The 14,520-nt window shown below is 62.3% G+C and carries 16 protein-coding genes; 3 read left to right on the top strand and 13 right to left on the bottom strand.

All coding sequences use genetic code 11. From position 1 onward, the window contains the following. Window positions 1-44: 44 nt before the first annotated feature. Complete coding sequence (locus tag ACS0VV_RS09135) at window positions 45-1,820, bottom strand: sodium:solute symporter family protein (RefSeq protein WP_483532401.1); 1,776 nt, start codon at window positions 1,818-1,820, stop codon at window positions 45-47. 11 nt (window positions 1,821-1,831) lie between these two features. Then, window positions 1,832-2,119 carry a DUF4212 domain-containing protein gene (locus ACS0VV_RS09140; RefSeq protein WP_483532402.1) on the bottom strand — a complete coding sequence of 96 codons (288 nt, stop codon included), beginning with the start codon at window positions 2,117-2,119 and terminating at the stop codon, window positions 1,832-1,834. Window positions 2,120-2,268: 149 nt separating this feature from the next. Between ACS0VV_RS09140 and ACS0VV_RS09145 the strand changes: the two genes are divergently transcribed. After that, window positions 2,269-2,730 carry a lasso peptide biosynthesis B2 protein gene (locus ACS0VV_RS09145; RefSeq protein WP_483532403.1) on the top strand — a complete coding sequence of 154 codons (462 nt, stop codon included), beginning with the start codon at window positions 2,269-2,271 and terminating at the stop codon, window positions 2,728-2,730. Here the strand turns inward: ACS0VV_RS09145 and hemN are convergent. The 11 genes from hemN to ACS0VV_RS09200 form a co-directional block, all read right to left on the bottom strand. Beyond that, on the bottom strand, window positions 2,714-4,024 hold the full coding sequence (gene hemN / locus ACS0VV_RS09150; protein ID WP_483532404.1) for an oxygen-independent coproporphyrinogen III oxidase: 1,311 nt from the start codon (window positions 4,022-4,024) through the stop codon (window positions 2,714-2,716). The genes ACS0VV_RS09145 and hemN overlap by 17 nt on opposite strands. 7 nt (window positions 4,025-4,031) lie before the next feature. Then, window positions 4,032-4,259 (bottom strand): hypothetical protein, encoded by a 228-nt coding sequence (locus tag ACS0VV_RS09155; protein ID WP_483532405.1) that lies wholly within the window; start codon window positions 4,257-4,259, stop codon window positions 4,032-4,034. Then, window positions 4,256-4,411, bottom strand: coding sequence for a cbb3-type cytochrome oxidase assembly protein CcoS (gene ccoS, locus ACS0VV_RS09160; RefSeq protein ID WP_483532406.1), 156 nt, complete (start codon window positions 4,409-4,411; stop codon window positions 4,256-4,258). Before ccoS ends, ACS0VV_RS09155 begins: the two co-directional genes overlap by 4 nt. Further along, the gene (locus tag ACS0VV_RS09165) at window positions 4,408-6,525 is read right to left on the bottom strand and encodes a heavy metal translocating P-type ATPase (protein WP_483532407.1); all 2,118 of its coding nucleotides are present in this window, start codon (window positions 6,523-6,525) and stop codon (window positions 4,408-4,410) included. Before ACS0VV_RS09165 ends, ccoS begins: the two co-directional genes overlap by 4 nt. Next, window positions 6,522-6,983 (bottom strand): FixH family protein, encoded by a 462-nt coding sequence (locus ACS0VV_RS09170; protein WP_483532408.1) that lies wholly within the window; start codon window positions 6,981-6,983, stop codon window positions 6,522-6,524. Before ACS0VV_RS09170 ends, ACS0VV_RS09165 begins: the two co-directional genes overlap by 4 nt. Next, window positions 6,983-8,467: a cytochrome c oxidase accessory protein CcoG gene (ccoG, locus tag ACS0VV_RS09175; RefSeq protein ID WP_483532409.1), complete on the bottom strand. Its 1,485-nt coding sequence runs from the start codon at window positions 8,465-8,467 to the stop codon at window positions 6,983-6,985. The genes ACS0VV_RS09170 and ccoG overlap by 1 nt, the downstream gene beginning before the upstream one ends. Next, window positions 8,460-9,404 carry a cytochrome-c oxidase, cbb3-type subunit III gene (gene ccoP, locus ACS0VV_RS09180; RefSeq protein WP_483532410.1) on the bottom strand — a complete coding sequence of 315 codons (945 nt, stop codon included), beginning with the start codon at window positions 9,402-9,404 and terminating at the stop codon, window positions 8,460-8,462. The genes ccoG and ccoP overlap by 8 nt, the downstream gene beginning before the upstream one ends. Further along, entirely contained in the window at window positions 9,388-9,558 is a 171-nt protein-coding gene (locus ACS0VV_RS09185; protein ID WP_483532411.1) for a cbb3-type cytochrome oxidase subunit 3, read from the bottom strand. The genes ccoP and ACS0VV_RS09185 overlap by 17 nt, the downstream gene beginning before the upstream one ends. Next, window positions 9,555-10,337 (bottom strand): cytochrome-c oxidase, cbb3-type subunit II, encoded by a 783-nt coding sequence (ccoO, locus tag ACS0VV_RS09190; protein ID WP_483532412.1) that lies wholly within the window; start codon window positions 10,335-10,337, stop codon window positions 9,555-9,557. The genes ACS0VV_RS09185 and ccoO overlap by 4 nt, the downstream gene beginning before the upstream one ends. Window positions 10,338-10,349: 12 nt before the next feature. Further along, window positions 10,350-12,011 carry a cytochrome-c oxidase, cbb3-type subunit I gene (gene ccoN, locus ACS0VV_RS09195; protein ID WP_483532413.1) on the bottom strand — a complete coding sequence of 554 codons (1,662 nt, stop codon included), beginning with the start codon at window positions 12,009-12,011 and terminating at the stop codon, window positions 10,350-10,352. 114 nt (window positions 12,012-12,125) lie between these two features. Further along, a complete protein-coding gene (locus ACS0VV_RS09200) occupies window positions 12,126-12,839 on the bottom strand; it encodes a Crp/Fnr family transcriptional regulator (RefSeq protein ID WP_483532414.1) in 714 nt (237 codons plus the stop codon). Window positions 12,840-13,009: 170 nt separating this feature from the next. Between ACS0VV_RS09200 and ACS0VV_RS09205 the strand changes: the two genes are divergently transcribed. Continuing rightward, the gene (locus ACS0VV_RS09205; RefSeq protein WP_483532415.1) at window positions 13,010-13,681 is read left to right on the top strand and encodes an OmpW/AlkL family protein; all 672 of its coding nucleotides are present in this window, start codon (window positions 13,010-13,012) and stop codon (window positions 13,679-13,681) included. A 9-nt stretch (window positions 13,682-13,690) separates the two neighbouring features. Next, entirely contained in the window at window positions 13,691-14,491 is an 801-nt protein-coding gene (locus ACS0VV_RS09210; protein WP_483532416.1) for a DUF2189 domain-containing protein, read from the top strand. Window positions 14,492-14,520: the final 29 nt, after the last annotated feature.

Raw genomic sequence — 14,520 nt, forward strand, 5'->3', positions numbered from 1 at the left:
ACGCCAATGGCGCCGCCCCTCCTTGCGACCCGATCTTCTTGCGTTCAGTGCGCGTGCGCCTCGCCCGCACCGCGAGGCACGCGGATCGAGTCGACCAGACGGCGCACTTCGAGCGGAGTCCCAGCAGTCATTTTCGCGACGCTCACAGCGACACCGAAGTTGATCAGCATCCCGATCACGCCGATGCCTTCGGGCGAGATGCCCAGCAGCCAGTTATCCGCCACGTTCATCGCCGGGTTCCACAGCTTGAAGTAGAAGATGTAGGCGAAGGTGAACACCAGTCCGCTGACCATCCCGGCAATCGCGCCTTCGCGGTTCATGAACTTCGTGAAGATGCCCATGAAGATCACCGGGAACAGGCTGGCTGCGGCCAAGCCGAAGGCAAAGGCGACCACTTCGGCCACCCATCCGGGCGGATAGATGCCCAGATAGCCTGCCACGACAATCGCCGCTGTCGCCGCCAACCGTGCCGCGAGCAGCTCTCCCTTCTCCGAAATATCCGGACGGAAGGTCGATTTGAGCAGATCGTGGCTGACCGAGCTCGAAATCACCAGCAGCAAGCCTGCCGCGGTGGAGAGCGCCGCGGCAAGGCCGCCCGCCGCCACCAGCGCAATCACCCAGCCCGGCAGATTGCCGATTTCGGGATTGGCCAGCACCATGATGTCGCGGTCGACATATACCTCGTTCTCGCTGTCCGCGACGGGCGCATTGCTCACCAGACGCTCACCCGAAGGCCCGGTTCCCTCGACAAAGGTCGGAGCACCTTCGAAGGCGTTGCCCGAACGCAATTGCATGACCCCGTCGCCATTCTTGTCCTGGAAGGCAATCAGATCGTTGCGTTCCCAATTGGTGAACCATTCGGGCGCTTCGGCATAGGCGGTCTCGTTCACCGTATCGATGAAGTTGAGGCGGGCAAATGCACCCACCGCCGGAGCCGTGGTGTAGAGCAGAGCGATGAAGAGAAGCGCCCAGCCAGCCGATTTGCGCGCGTCCGAAGCCTTGGGCACGGTGAAGAAGCGCACGATCACGTGCGGCAGACCCGCCGTGCCAACCATCAGCGCCATGGTGATGCAGAACACATCGATCATCGATTTGCTGCCATCGGTGTAGGCACTGAAGCCCAGATCGGTCAGCACCATGTCCATCTTTTGCAGAACATACAGGCCCGACCCGTCATTCACCTGCGAACCCAGTCCCAGCTGCGGGATCGGATTGCCGGTGATCATGAAGCTGAGGAAGAAGGCCGGCACCATGTAAGCCGTGATGAGCACACAATATTGCGCCACCTGCGTGTAGGTGATGCCCTTCATTCCGCCGAGCACGGCATAGATGAAGACGATGCCCATGCCGAGGATAACGCCCATCGTGATGTCGACATCGAGGAAGCGCGAAAACACGATCCCGACGCCGCGCATCTGCCCGGCGATATAGGTGAAGCTGATGAAAATCAGACAGATCACCGCCACCACTCGCGCAGTCTTGGAGTAATAGCGCGTGCCGATGAAATCGGGCACGGTGAACTGGCCGAATTTCCGCAGATAGGGCGCCAGCAGCAGCGCCAGCAGCACATAGCCGCCGGTCCAGCCCATCAGGTAAACCGATGCGTCGTAACCAAGGAAGGCGATAAGACCCGCCATCGAGATAAAGCTGGCCGCAGACATCCAGTCCGCTGCCGTCGCCATACCGTTCACGACCGGGCTAACCCCGCCGCCGGCAACGTAGAATTCCTTGGTGGAACCTGCCCGCGACCAGATGGCAATGCCGATATAAAGCGCGAAGCTAAGCCCGACGAAGATGTAAATGAGAACCTGTGTCGACATGATCCCCTCCTTCAATCGTCAAGGTCGTATTTGCGTTCGAGCGAACGCATTTTGACGACATAGATGACGATCAGCAGCATGAAGGCGTAGATCGAGCCTTGCTGCGCGAACCAGAATCCCAGCGGGTATCCGCCGAGCATGAATTGATCCAGCCACTCGCGAAACAGGATACCTGCTCCGAAAGACACCGCAAACCACACCACCATCAGGGTGATGAGCAAGCGGACATTTTCCCGCCAATAGGCGGTTTCATTGGCATTCGTGGTTTCGCCCGGATCAGGCGGTGTTTCCTCGACCATCGGTCCCCTCCTTTTTCTTTTTTCCGCAACCAGATTTGGCAGCTTGCCCTGAAGGCTATATCGGGCAGGGGCCGCCGACGAGCGCGACTTTAGTATGACTGGGGCTGACGGGAGCTGACGCGGTGGCAAAAAGCGGGTTCAGGTTGGGCATGAAAGACGTGGCGCTCTCGCTGCGCGCCCTCCCTTTGCTGGTCCGCGCGAGCTGGGTGCTGCGCCGCGATCCCACCTTCAGGGCGTTGCAGTGGTTGGGCGTTGCAACGGATGATTCAAGAGTAAATTCAGCCACCTGTTCTCCGGCTGACCTTGCACTTGCGAGACAGATAGGTCGCGCTGTCCAGCGCGCCGCGCGTGTGATGCCGTGGCAATGCGACTGTATGCCACAAGCGATGGCGGCGTGCCGTCTCTTGCGCCAAGAGCGCATCAATCACGTAGCCACGATCGGCGGTCGAATGGCTGGCGAAGGCGAGACCGTTCCTGCCAGCACATTCTACGCCCACGCATGGGTCAGCGTCGGCGGAGAAACCATAATCGGGCAGGCGACCAGTGCATTGCACACGCCGCTGGCGCATTTCGCGCCGGAACCTGGCTCGTCCGCTAGATCGCCGAGCTGAAACGGTGTGCGGTTTGCGCACGGTAGCTGTCGAAGATGGAGGCCATCACACGGGCATAGGGCAATCCCTCGGGTGTAATCCTCAGGCGCAGCCCGTCCAGCTCTGCCAACCCACGTTCGATAAAGGGCGCAAAGGCTTCGGCGTGGCGCGATGCGAGGCACGGGGTCAGTTCGGTCTCGGCTCGGCAGAGCAGGTCGTTGATCACTCCGCCGCGAAGCTGGTCGTCTGCGCTGCGTTCGATCCCGACCGAAGCGGTCAGCAGACCCTCCGACGCCATCATGCGGTAGCGGCCATTATTCTTTTCGTTCTGCGCTATAAGTTGGGGGAAGCCGCTAATGGCGCTCGCGCCCATACCGATCAAGACGGGTGAGCTATCGTCTGTAAAACCCTGAAAATTCCTGTGTAATGTGCCTGCCCGCATCGCCTGCGCCAGCGGATCAGCAGGCAAAGCAAAGTGGTCAAAGCCCACCGCGTCATAGCCGCTTGCGGTGAGGAAGTCATACGCCTGCGCCGCCATTGCAAAGCGCGCATCGCGCCCCGGCAATTCGCTCGCGTCGATCAATGTCTGGCGCGGCACCATGTGCGGGACATGGGCATAGCCGAACACCGCGATCCGGTCGGCGCCGAGCACGCGGGCCTGGTTTAGACTTTCGGCCAAGTCCTCGGCGGTCTGGAACGGCAAGCCGTACATCAGATCGAAATTGAGCGAGGTCACTCCCGCCCGGCGCAGCCAGTCAATGCTCTGGCAAATCAGCGCATCATCCTGCTCGCGCCCGATGGCCTGCTGGCAATGTTTGGCGAAGGTCTGCACACCCATGCTGGCGCGGGTAATGCCCGCCTCGCCAATCGCCTTGCCCCATTCGGCCGTCATCGAACGCGGGTCGGTCTCGATTGACCAGCAGGTGTCGGCAAGCGGGAAATGCCGGTGCAAGGCATCGACCAGCAGGCCGAAATCCTCTGGCGTAATCGCATTGGGGCTCCCGCCCCCAAATGCGATCCGGCGGACGCGCGCATCTGCCGGGAGCAGTGAAGCAACCGTCGCGATTTCCGCGTGCAATGCTGCCAGATAGCTCGCCACACGCTGCTTGCGCCCCGCCGCGCCGGTATTGCAGCCGCAATAATAGCAAATCTTCTCGCAAAACGGGATGTGCAGGTAGAGCGAGATATCGCCGCTGGCCTGCGCAATCGCTTGCGGCAAGGCGTTGCTGGGAAGCGCGCCGAAATCGGCGGCGGTGGGATAGCTCGTATAGCGCGGCACCGGCACATCGAGCAGTTCGGGATGATATGGCCACATTGTGCCTCTATGGGCGCGGCTGCGGGCCCTTTCCTTGATCTCGATCAACTCGCTCACGATTGTTCGCCGCGTGACAGGCGGTGAGCTTGCAATCGCGTCCGGGCAATGGGTCGCCATTACCCAGCGGGATGGTCACTTCGCCGCCGAGGCACAGGCTCGCGGTCAGCACGCGCTCCTCCTCCGGCAAGGGACCGGTGGCGAGTGGCAGCAGCGCGGCAAGGGCGATCAGTTTCATGGCTCTTCGCGCTCGTCATCGTCGATCAGGATGCGCGCGGCGGCGCCGTCCATATCCTCGTACTGCCCGTTGCGCATGGCCCAGAAGAACGCACCCAGTCCGGCGAGCCCCATGAACAATGCGATGGGGATGAGGAAGGCAAGACCGGTCATTTTGCGCTCCTTGCCAGGCGCAGCGAATTGGCGACGACAATCAGGCTGCTCATCGACATGGCAATCGCGGCGATAAGCGGTGTAACGTAGCCGAACAGGGCCAGCGGAACGGCCAGAGCGTTGTAACCGATCGCGAGCGTGAAGTTCTGGCGGACAATCGCCATCGTGCGCCGCGCGACCTTCACTGCGAGCGCGACGGGCATCAGCTGCGCGCCGATAAACACAGCGTCCGCCGCCTGCTGGCTCGCATCGCTGGCGGTGCCGGGGGCGATGCTCGCATGGGCAGCGGCAAGCGCGGGGCCGTCGTTCAATCCATCTCCGACCATCAGCGGCTTGTGCCCGGCATCACGCAAAGCTTCCAACGTGGCGAGCTTGTCCTGCGGGCTGGCTGCCGCCGTCGCTGCGATACCGAGTATCTCGGCCACCGCGCTGACAGGGGCTTGGCGGTCGCCCGAAATAATGCTCGCATCGATGCCGCTTGCTCGCAGGCTACCCAAAGCCTCCTCCGCATCGGCGCGCAGCGGATCGCGGAATGTGAGGAGATGCGAGTCCTCGCCAATCACCAGCTTGGTGGCGAGCTGTGCATTGTCCGCATCGGGACGGGTGAGTGCGACCAGTTGGCCGTTCCAGCGGCCAGAGACGCCCTGCCCGCTTTCCTCGCTCACACCTTCGATGACGGCAGCCTCAATTCCCTCTGCGCGCAGAGCGGCAGCAAGCCCTTGGCTGAGCGGATGGCGGCTTGCCTGGGCGAGGCCCAGCGCAACCCGCTTCGCTTCTTCGCCCAGCCCATCAAGATCAGGGCGCGGTTCACCCAGCGTCAGCGTGCCCGTCTTATCAAACAAGGCGATATCCACCTCGGCCAGTCGCTCCAGCGCGCTGCCGTCCTTCACCAACAGTCCGCGTTTGAGCAGCGCGCCCGAGGCAACCACTTGCGCGGTCGGCACGGCGAGACCCATGGCGCAAGGGCAGGTGATAATCAGCACGGCAATCGCAATCACCAGCGACTGGTGCCAGCCTGCGCCCGCAATCATCCAGCCGACAAAGGCCAGCGCCGCCAGCGTATGCACCACCGGCGCGTAAATGCGCGAGGCGCGGTCGGCGATGCGGACATAGTGGCTGCGCGATTGGCCCGCCTCGTCCATCAGCCGCGCGATTTCGGCGATGGCGGTGTCTTCTGCCGTGCGGGTGAGCCTGACGCGCAAGGCCGCGCCCAGATTGATCGCTCCGGCGTGCGCCACGCTGCCCATGCCCACCGCTTGGGGTGTGCTTTCGCCGGTGAGCATCGCATTGTCGATCTGGCTGGTGCCTTCGACAACTTCACCATCGGCGGCGAGCGCTTCTCCGGCGGCGACCAGCACCAGCATTCCCGGCACCAGCGCGTCGGCGGCAACGCGCCGCGTCGTGCCGTCGGGACCGATCACGCTCGCGCTCTTGCCCATCCGCCCAAGCAGCGCGCCGATCCCCGCCCGCGTGCGCGTGCGCATTGCCGCATCAAGCGCGCGGCCTGCCAACAGAAAGAACAGTAGCATTACCGCGCTTTCGAAATAGGCGTGCCCGCCGCCTTCGATGGTCTCGTAAAGGCTGAGCGCGGTGGCCAGGATCACGCCAATCGAGATCGGCACATCCATATTGGTGCGTTTGTGCCTCAGCGCCATCCACGCGGAGGCGAAGAACGGCCTCCCTGCATAAGCGATCACCGGCATGGCGATGATGGCAGACAGCCAGTGGAACAACTCGCGCGTCGCCCCTTCCGCGCCCGACCATACGCTGACCGAGAGCAGCATGATGTTCATCATGCCAAAGCCCGAAACGCCAAGCGCGCGCATCAGCAGTTTGCGATCCCCGCTATCCTCGGCCAGCGGGTTTTCCGCGACCGGCTGCGCTTCGAAGCCGATTTTCTGCAAGGCTTCGGTAAGATCGGTTTCGTCGAGGCTTCCCCAATGTGTGATCGCCACCCGCTTGGCGGAGAAATTCACCCGTGCGCCGGTAATGCCAGCCACTTTCGGCAGCTCGCGCTCGATCTTGCCGATGCACCCGGCGCAGCGCATCCCGGGCACGGTGAAGCGCGTGACGTGGCTGCTCTCGGCCTCAGCGATGGCGAGCGGCGCGTTCACCGGAGTGCGCTTTCCTCAGCCCAGACGTTGTCGCCCGATATGATGTGCAGGCGAACCGTCCAGCGGCCCGCATCAACCGGCGCGGTCGAGCGGTAGCTGTAGGGGCCGGTCGACTGGAAAGTCAGCTCCAGCCGCTCGTCCACTCCAATCGGGCGGCGCAGTTCAGCGGAGACCAACGCACCCTGCGGAACGCCACTGGTGCGAATGGTGACAAAGCCGTCCTCTCCGCGCTCTGCCGTGCCTTCCCAGCCCAAAGCGCGCGAGGCCTCCGCCTCCTCCAGCCAGTCGTTGAAATTCTGGCTGGCGACGTAGGAATTCTCCACCACCACGCCGTGAAAGCCGCTGGTGGCGAGGCTCGCCATGTAGAAATTCACCGCCACCACGACGGCAAATCCGCCGACCAGAATGGCGGCCATGGTGCGCCCGGTGAAAGGTTTGCGGCTGGCAGGTGTCGTCATCATTCGCCTCCCGGCATGGTGAAACTGGTTTCGGCGCTGTCCTGCTCGCGCTGTTCGTCGAGCGAGGTGACGTCGAAAGTGAATCCGCCCGCGTCAGAGCCTTCGGGCACCATCACATAGGCGCGGACAATGGCGGTTTCGTCAGCGGGAACCGGCACGGTGATCGTATCCGCCGCATCCTCCATCGCCACCCGTTCGGTCCACATGACCGCGCCTTGCGGCAGGCCCGCCAGCGCAATTTCCATATCGCGCGGGCGCGCTTCCATATTGCGCAGGCGTAGAGTGTAGGAATTGCGCACCGAACCATCGCTCATCAGCATGAAAGGCGGGTTGCGGTCGGGCGAAACAGTAATGTCCAAGTGGCTGCGGGTGCCCAGCGCGAACAGCATCGCAAGCCCGATCCCGCCCCAGATGGTGAAGTAGATCGCCGTGCGCGGGCGCAGCAGCGCCTTCCATGGCGGGGTCGCGGGAGCGCCTTTCGCCTCAGCTTCGCACTGCTCAAGGGTAGCATAATCGATTAAACCACGCGGACGGCCAATGTCCTTCATCACCCGGTCGCAAGCATCGATGCACAGCCCGCAGGTGATGCAGCCGATCTGCTGGCCTTCGCGGATATCGACGCCGGTCGGGCACACGGCGACGCATTGCAGGCAATCGATACAGTCGCCGTATTTCTCCGGCTCTTTCTCCGCCTTCTTCAGGCTGCCGCGCTTTTCGCCGCGCCAGTCCTTGTAGGTGACGATCAGTGATTTCTCGTCGAGCATCGCGGTTTGGATGCGCGGCCAGGGGCACATATAGATGCACACCTGTTCGCGCATGAAGCCACCGAGCCAGAAGGTGGTGAAGGTGAGGATGCCGACCGTAGCATAAGCCACGGTGGCCGCCTCACCAGCGAAGAAGTCCCTGAACAATGTCGGCGCGTCGGCGAAGTAGAGAATCCATGCCCCGCCCGTCACCAGGCTGATGAGCAGGTAAACCGCATATTTGAACCCGCGCCGCGCGATTTTGCTCGCGGTCCACGGTGCCTTGTCGAGCCGCAGCCGCGCATTGCGGTCGCCATCGATGAAGCGGTCGACGTGCTGGAACACATCCGTCCACACGGTCTGCGGGCAGGAATAGCCGCACCATGCGCGGCCCACCGCGCTCGTCACCAGAAACAGGCCGATGCCCGCCATGATGAGCATTCCGGCGACGAAATAGAATTCGTGCGGCCAGATTTCGATATCGAACATATAGAAGCGGCGATTGGCCAGATCGACCAGCACCGCCTGATCGGGCGCATACGGCCCGCGATCCCAGCGGATCCACGGGGTGACGTAGTAAATGCTCAGGGTAACGAGCATCACCAGCCACTTGAAACGCCGGAACGGGCCGTCGATCCGCTTGTTGTGGACCGCTTCCCGCTTGGCGTAGAGCTGGGGCGGCGGCTCACTGGGTGCAGGCCGGTCAGCCGCCGGAGCCTTTTTGGCGAGAGTCTCAGGCATCGCCCCCGCTCTCGGCCGGTGCTGTCGCATCGGTTTCCTCGGCGGTTTCAACAACCGCCTCGGCCTCGCCGCCACCACGCGAGTGGATGTAAGCCGCCAGCATCCGGATCGTCACGGCATCCAGCTTGTCGCTCCAGCCCGGCATGACGCCGTGGCGCGGCACCGCAATCTGGCTGCGGATGTTCGCTGCCGAGTTGCCGTAAAGCCAGATCGCGTCATTGAGCACGGGTGCGCCCAGAGCGCGATTGCCCGAACCGTCCGAGCCGTGACACACCGCACAATTGGTCTCGAACAAGGCTGCACCAGCCGCATTGCCTTCGCCCTGCCCGCTCAGCGAGAGGACGTGCGCCACCACCTGATCGATCTGCGCCGGTTGCAGCACGTCGCCGAAAGCAGGCATCATCGATTGCCGCGTCTGGGTCGAGCCTTCCCAACGGATACCGTGGGTCAGCGTGTATTCGATTTCGCTCAAGCTGCCGCCCCAAAGCCAGTCGTCATCGTTGAGATTGGGGTAGCCATATTGCTCGTAACCCGCCGCGCCCGCGCCGTGGCACTGCACGCAGTGCTGGCGGAAGGCCGCTGCGCCGCCGGAAATGGCCTGCGCCATGAGGTCAGGATCAGCCGGAAGATCGGTAACATCCGTGGCGGCGATGCGGGCGAAAATATCCGCGCGCGCATTGTCGGCAGCTGTCATCTCTGCGGCAAGGTCACCGCGGCTAGACCAGCCGAGCGTCCCTTCGGTCGCGCGCTCCACCATCGGCCATGCCGGATAGAGGACGACGTAAACCGCCGCCCAGGCGATGCAGGCATAGAATGTCCACAGCCACCAGCGCGGCAGTGGCGTATTCAGCTCCTCGATGCCATCCCATTCATGGCCGACAAATTCGGTGCCAGTGGGCGCGTCGATACGGGTATTGTCATTATTGGACGGAGCCATGGTCGTCTCCTTCGAAAATGGAATGCTTGGCGCGCTCTACGCCGTCGCGGGAACCGGGCAGGAAGTGCCAGCCGCACAGCAGCAGATAGAGCCCGAAGATCACCACCAGCCCGTAACTGTCGGCAAGATGGCGCAGGGTTTCGTAAAAGCTCATCGCCCGCGCTCCTCTGCCAGTTCGGCCTGCGCAGCGGCGCTCTCGACATCGACCAGCGTGCCGAGCATTTGCAGATAGGCGACCAGCGCATCCATCTCGGTCACCTGATCGGGATTGCCGTCAAAATCGCGAACCTGCGCCTTGGGATACCGCTCCTCCAGATCGCCCGCATCGCCAAACGGATTGGCCTGCGCGAACATATCGATCTCCGCCTGCGCGATGTCGGTATCGGTGTAAGGCACGCCCACCCGCCGCAGGGCGACAAGATTGGCGGAGATATCCGCAATCTTCAGCGGCGTATCCGCGAGGAAGCTGTAGGAAGGCATGATGCTTTGCGGCACCACCGATTGCGGGTGGATCAGGTGCTGGACGTGCCATTCATCCGAATAGCGGCCGCCAACGCGCGCCAGATCGGGGCCGGTGCGCTTCGATCCCCATTGGAACGGGTGATCGAACATACTTTCTGCCGCTAGCGAGTAGTGCCCATAACGCTCCACCTCGTCGCGGAACGGACGGATCATCTGGCTGTGGCAGGTGTAGCACCCTTCACGGATATAAATGTCGCGTCCGGCCTGCTCCAGCGGAGTATAGGGCCGCATCCCCTCCACTTCCTCGATCGTGTTGTCGAGGTAGAAGAGCGGAGTGATCTGCACCAACCCGCCAATCGCCACCGTTGCAAAGGCGGCTACGGCCAGGAGGGTGACGTTCTTTTCGAGTGTCTTGTGACCCTCGAACACGCGCTTCGGAGGAGCGCCGGTTGTGGTATTGTCGCTGCTCATCGGTCAGCCTCCTTATTCTGCGGGAACAGCTTGCGGCACGATGGGCCGGTCAGCGGCTTCGTCATACGGGGTGTCACCCATCGGCGCTTCGTCACGCAGACGGCCAGCGATGGTCATCCAGATGTTGTAGGCCATCAGGATCGCGCCCGAGAGATAGAGCAGGCCACCAAAGGCACGCATCAGATACATCGGGTGCAGCGCGGCGACGGTGTCAATGAAGCTGTTCACCAGATAGCCGTCAGAGCCGTATTCACGCCACATCAGACCCTGGGTAATCCCGGCCACCCACATACTGGCGGCGTAGAAAACGATGCCCAGAGTGGCGAGCCAGAAGTGCCAGTTGATCATCCGCAGCGAATACATCCGCTCGCGCTTCCACAGACGCGGGGCGAGGAAGTAGACGCAGGCGAAAGTGATCATGCCGTTCCAGCCGAGCGCGCCCGAGTGCACGTGGCCGATGGTCCAGTCGGTGTAGTGCGACAGGCTGTTCACCGCCTTCACCGACAGCATCGGGCCTTCGAACGTGCTCATGCCGTAGAAAGCCAGCGCCATCACCATCATGCGGATGATCGGATCGGTGCGAACCTTGTCCCATGCGCCGTTCAGCGTCATCAGACCGTTGATCATCCCGCCCCAGCTGGGCATCCACAGCATGATCGAGAAGACCATGCCCAGCGTCTGCGCCCAGTCGGGCAGCGCGGTGTAGTGCAGATGGTGCGGGCCTGCCCAGATGTAGAGGAAGATCAGCGACCAGAAGTGGATGATCGACAGGCGATAGGAATAGACCGGACGGTTCGCCTGCTTCGGCACGAAGTAATACATCATGGCGAGGAACCCTGCGGTGAGGAAGAAGCCCACCGCATTGTGGCCGTACCACCACTGCGTCAGCGCGTCCTGCACCCCGGCAAAGGCGGAGTAGCTGCGCGAGCCGAGCAGATCGACCGGCATCGACAAATTGTTCACCACGTGCAGCATCGCCACGGTGAGGATGAAGGCGAGGTAGAACCAGTTCGCCACATAGATATGCGGCTCGTTACGCTTCAGCAGCGTTCCGACGAACACGGCGAGGTAAGCGACCCAGACAATCGTCAGCCACAGATCGACATACCATTCGGGCTCGGCATATTCCTTCGACTGGGTGATCCCCAGCAGATAGCCGGTTGCCGCCAGCACGATGAAGAGCTGGTAACCCCAGAACACGAAACGCGCCGTGCCCGGCAACGCCAGCGTCGTGCGGCAGGTGCGCTGCACGACGTAGAAGCTCGTCGCCAGCAGCGCGTTGCCGCCAAACGCGAAAATGACTGCGCTGGTATGCAGCGGGCGGACGCGCCCGAAATTGAGATAGGGTTCGAAATTGAGCTCGGGGAAAGCCAGCTGCAAGGCGATAAACACGCCTGCGAGCAGGCCTGCCAACCCCCAGAACATCGTCGCGATAACGCCCCAGCGCACGACATCATCATCATACACCGTGTCGCCGGGGGGCAGTTTGAAGATGCTCTGCGCTTTCGACAGCGGGTTGTAACGCCCCACCGTCATCAGCAGCAAAAGCACCGCGACCGCAGCGATAATGCCCATGTGAATAGCGAAGCCGGTGTCTTGCGCACCGGCTATTGCGGCAATGGCAAGGAGCAGGACTACCGCCCAGATCCCAGCACGTCCCAATGTTGCTTCCATGATAATGATCCCTTTCACGCCCGCCATATGACGGGGGCAAAATCGTGTATTTGATCTCGATCAAATTCTGTTCGGATAGGAAAAAAGTCTGAGTTCGCTCGCAGGTTTGGCGGCTCAACCGGCGAGCAAACGCACCAGCGAGCGGCCTTCGGTTTCGATGACGCCTGCGTCGCGCAAGGCTGCGAACTGGCGGCTGACGGTTTCGATGGTGAGGCCAAGGTGATCGGCGATTTCGCGGCGGCTCATCGGCAGATTGAACTCGCACGGCCCCTTGCTCCAGCCGGTAATCTTGACCGCCATTGCGCACAGGAACTCCTCCAGCCGTTCGCTGGCAGAGGCACTGGCGAGCTGGATCATGCCCGACCGCCCGGCATCCACCGCCTCGAACGCGCGCGCCAGCACGATGCGCAACATGGCCGAATCGGTCGCGGCGATGTTGAGGAGCCGATGCGTCGGGAAAATCAGGCATTCCAGCGGCGTAAGCGCCGCCAGATGCGCCTGCGCATCAGGCCGACGAAGCACCGGTACGAAATCGCCGGGGAAGTGGAACGACAGCACTTGACCGTGCGTGCCTTCTTTCTTCTTGCTGCCCGAACAGCTGCACGCGCACGGCTTCACCTGCACTTCCAGCTTGGCCGCGCCTTTCAGGATGAAGACCATGCGATCCTGATCGGGATCGGTCGGCAGATACTGCTTCGCCTCCAGCGAAACCCGCTCGGCTATCGCCAGAACCTGCGCGAACGAATCGGCACTCGCGCCGCCCTGCGCCAGCGTGCTGCGCAGCAATTCCTCGTCAGGCGAGACAGGTGATGGCGAAAGCGTGGCCATGATCGAAAGCGCCAATGCCTCTTATTGGGAGGCCTGTCTTTGACACCGATCAAAGCGCAAATGCTTTGATCAAGATCAATGAAATCAGTTTCGCACCGCGCAATAGCGGCGCGTGGCAGCAAAAACCCTTGGCCGCACAGGGCGGCCACTGTTGCCATCAGGAATTTGCAATGAAGTATCTCATTCTCTCCGCTTTCACCGCGCTGGCTGCTTTGTCAGCACCTGCCGCTGCGCAGGATCGCGCGGGTGAATTCCAGGTCAAGCTGCTGGGCACCGCTGTGCTGCCCGATGGTTCGATCGATGCCGTCAACCGCGACGATGTCGGCCTGCCCGTGGGCACCGATACCGAAGCCAATGACAATTACGTGCCCACGCTGGCCATCGAGTATTTTGTCACGAACAATTTCTCGATCGAGACGATTGCCGGCACCACGCAGCACGATGTCGATGCCGTTTCGGGCTTCCCCGCCGGAACCGAGCTCGTGTCGGACGCGCTGCTGCTGCCTGCTACCGTCACGGCCAAGCTGCATTTCGATGTCGGCGGCGTGAAGCCCTATGTCGGTGCGGGTGCGGCCTATTTCATCTGGCTGAGCGATGATCCGGGCGCGGCGACCATCCCGCTGGGGATCACCGAAACCAATCTGTCGGACGAATTCGGCTTAGCGCTGCAAGCCGGTATCGACGTGCCGCTCGGCGATAACGGCTTCGGCTTCTCGATCGATGCCAAGCGCTATTTCATCGGCACCACCGCCGAATGGCTGGTTGGCGGCACGCAGGTTATCGAAACCGAGCATACGCTTGACCCGTGGGTGGTCAGCGCAGGCGTCAGCTTCCGCTTCTGAGGCCGGCCCTTGACGTCATCCCCCTCCCCGCCGCCAGCGACCTATACCGTCGCGGACGATCTCTCCCCTGAAGATCTGCGCATGGCACTGGTGGCGGGGTGGCGGGATTTCGTCGCCCATCCGAAATTCGGCCTCTTCTTCGGCGCGATCTTTGCCTTTGGCGGGATCGCGCTTTTTTTCATTCTGACCAATCGCAGCGAGATCACCTGGCTGATCCCCGCGATTGCAGGCTTCCCGCTGATCGCTCCCTTCGTCGCCGTCGGCCTTTACGAAGTCAGTCGCCGCCGCGAGCTTGGCCTGCCGATGGGCTGGGGCAAAATCCTTGGCGCCTTGCGCGGGCACGGGGACGAACAGATCATCAGCATGGGCGTGATTATCTTCGTCGCCTTTTCCTTCTGGGTCATCATCGCGCATCTGGTGTTCTCGGTCTTCGCCGCGCAATACGGGACGGGCGCGGAATCGATCGCGTTCTTCTTCACCCCCACCGGCCTTACGATGCTGGCTGTGGGTAGCGTGATCGGCGGGATCATCGCTTTCGTGTTCTACGCGATCACAGTGATGAGCCTGCCCATGCTGATCGACCGTGAAGTGGACTTCCTCACCGCGATTTTCGTCAGCCTGCGCGCGATCAAGCACAACACATTCGTCCTGTGCCTCTGGGCTTTCGTGATCGCCGTGCTGCTGGCGATAGCCATGCTGCCGGGGTTTCTCGGCCTGTTCGTCGCACTCCCCGTGCTCGGTCACGCCACATGGCACTTATACCGCCGCACCGTCACGCCGGATGAAACAGGCTCTCACCCATTAGTCTGAATGCAGTGGGACACTGGCAGGAGTATAGG

This window comes from Aurantiacibacter sp. KMU-128 (assembly GCF_056933515.1).

Bases quoted from the DNA above. Each gene is read 5' to 3' on its own strand.
- ACS0VV_RS09135 (WP_483532401.1), bottom strand. From the start codon at position 1,820: ATGTCGACACAGGTTCTCATTTACATCTTCGTCGGGCTTAGCTTCGCG.
- ACS0VV_RS09140 (WP_483532402.1), bottom strand. From the start codon at position 2,119: ATGGTCGAGGAAACACCGCCTGATCCGGGCGAAACCACGAATGCCAAT.
- ACS0VV_RS09145 (WP_483532403.1), top strand. From the start codon at position 2,269: ATGAAAGACGTGGCGCTCTCGCTGCGCGCCCTCCCTTTGCTGGTCCGC.
- hemN (WP_483532404.1), bottom strand. From the start codon at position 4,024: ATGTGGCCATATCATCCCGAACTGCTCGATGTGCCGGTGCCGCGCTAT.
- ACS0VV_RS09155 (WP_483532405.1), bottom strand. From the start codon at position 4,259: ATGAAACTGATCGCCCTTGCCGCGCTGCTGCCACTCGCCACCGGTCCC.
- ccoS (WP_483532406.1), bottom strand. From the start codon at position 4,411: ATGACCGGTCTTGCCTTCCTCATCCCCATCGCATTGTTCATGGGGCTC.
- ACS0VV_RS09170 (WP_483532408.1), bottom strand. From the start codon at position 6,983: ATGACGACACCTGCCAGCCGCAAACCTTTCACCGGGCGCACCATGGCC.
- ccoG (WP_483532409.1), bottom strand. From the start codon at position 8,467: ATGCCTGAGACTCTCGCCAAAAAGGCTCCGGCGGCTGACCGGCCTGCA.
- ccoP (WP_483532410.1), bottom strand. From the start codon at position 9,404: ATGGCTCCGTCCAATAATGACAATACCCGTATCGACGCGCCCACTGGC.
- ACS0VV_RS09185 (WP_483532411.1), bottom strand. From the start codon at position 9,558: ATGAGCTTTTACGAAACCCTGCGCCATCTTGCCGACAGTTACGGGCTG.
- ccoO (WP_483532412.1), bottom strand. From the start codon at position 10,337: ATGAGCAGCGACAATACCACAACCGGCGCTCCTCCGAAGCGCGTGTTC.
- ccoN (WP_483532413.1), bottom strand. From the start codon at position 12,011: ATGGAAGCAACATTGGGACGTGCTGGGATCTGGGCGGTAGTCCTGCTC.
- ACS0VV_RS09200 (WP_483532414.1), bottom strand. From the start codon at position 12,839: ATGGCCACGCTTTCGCCATCACCTGTCTCGCCTGACGAGGAATTGCTG.
- ACS0VV_RS09205 (WP_483532415.1), top strand. From the start codon at position 13,010: ATGAAGTATCTCATTCTCTCCGCTTTCACCGCGCTGGCTGCTTTGTCA.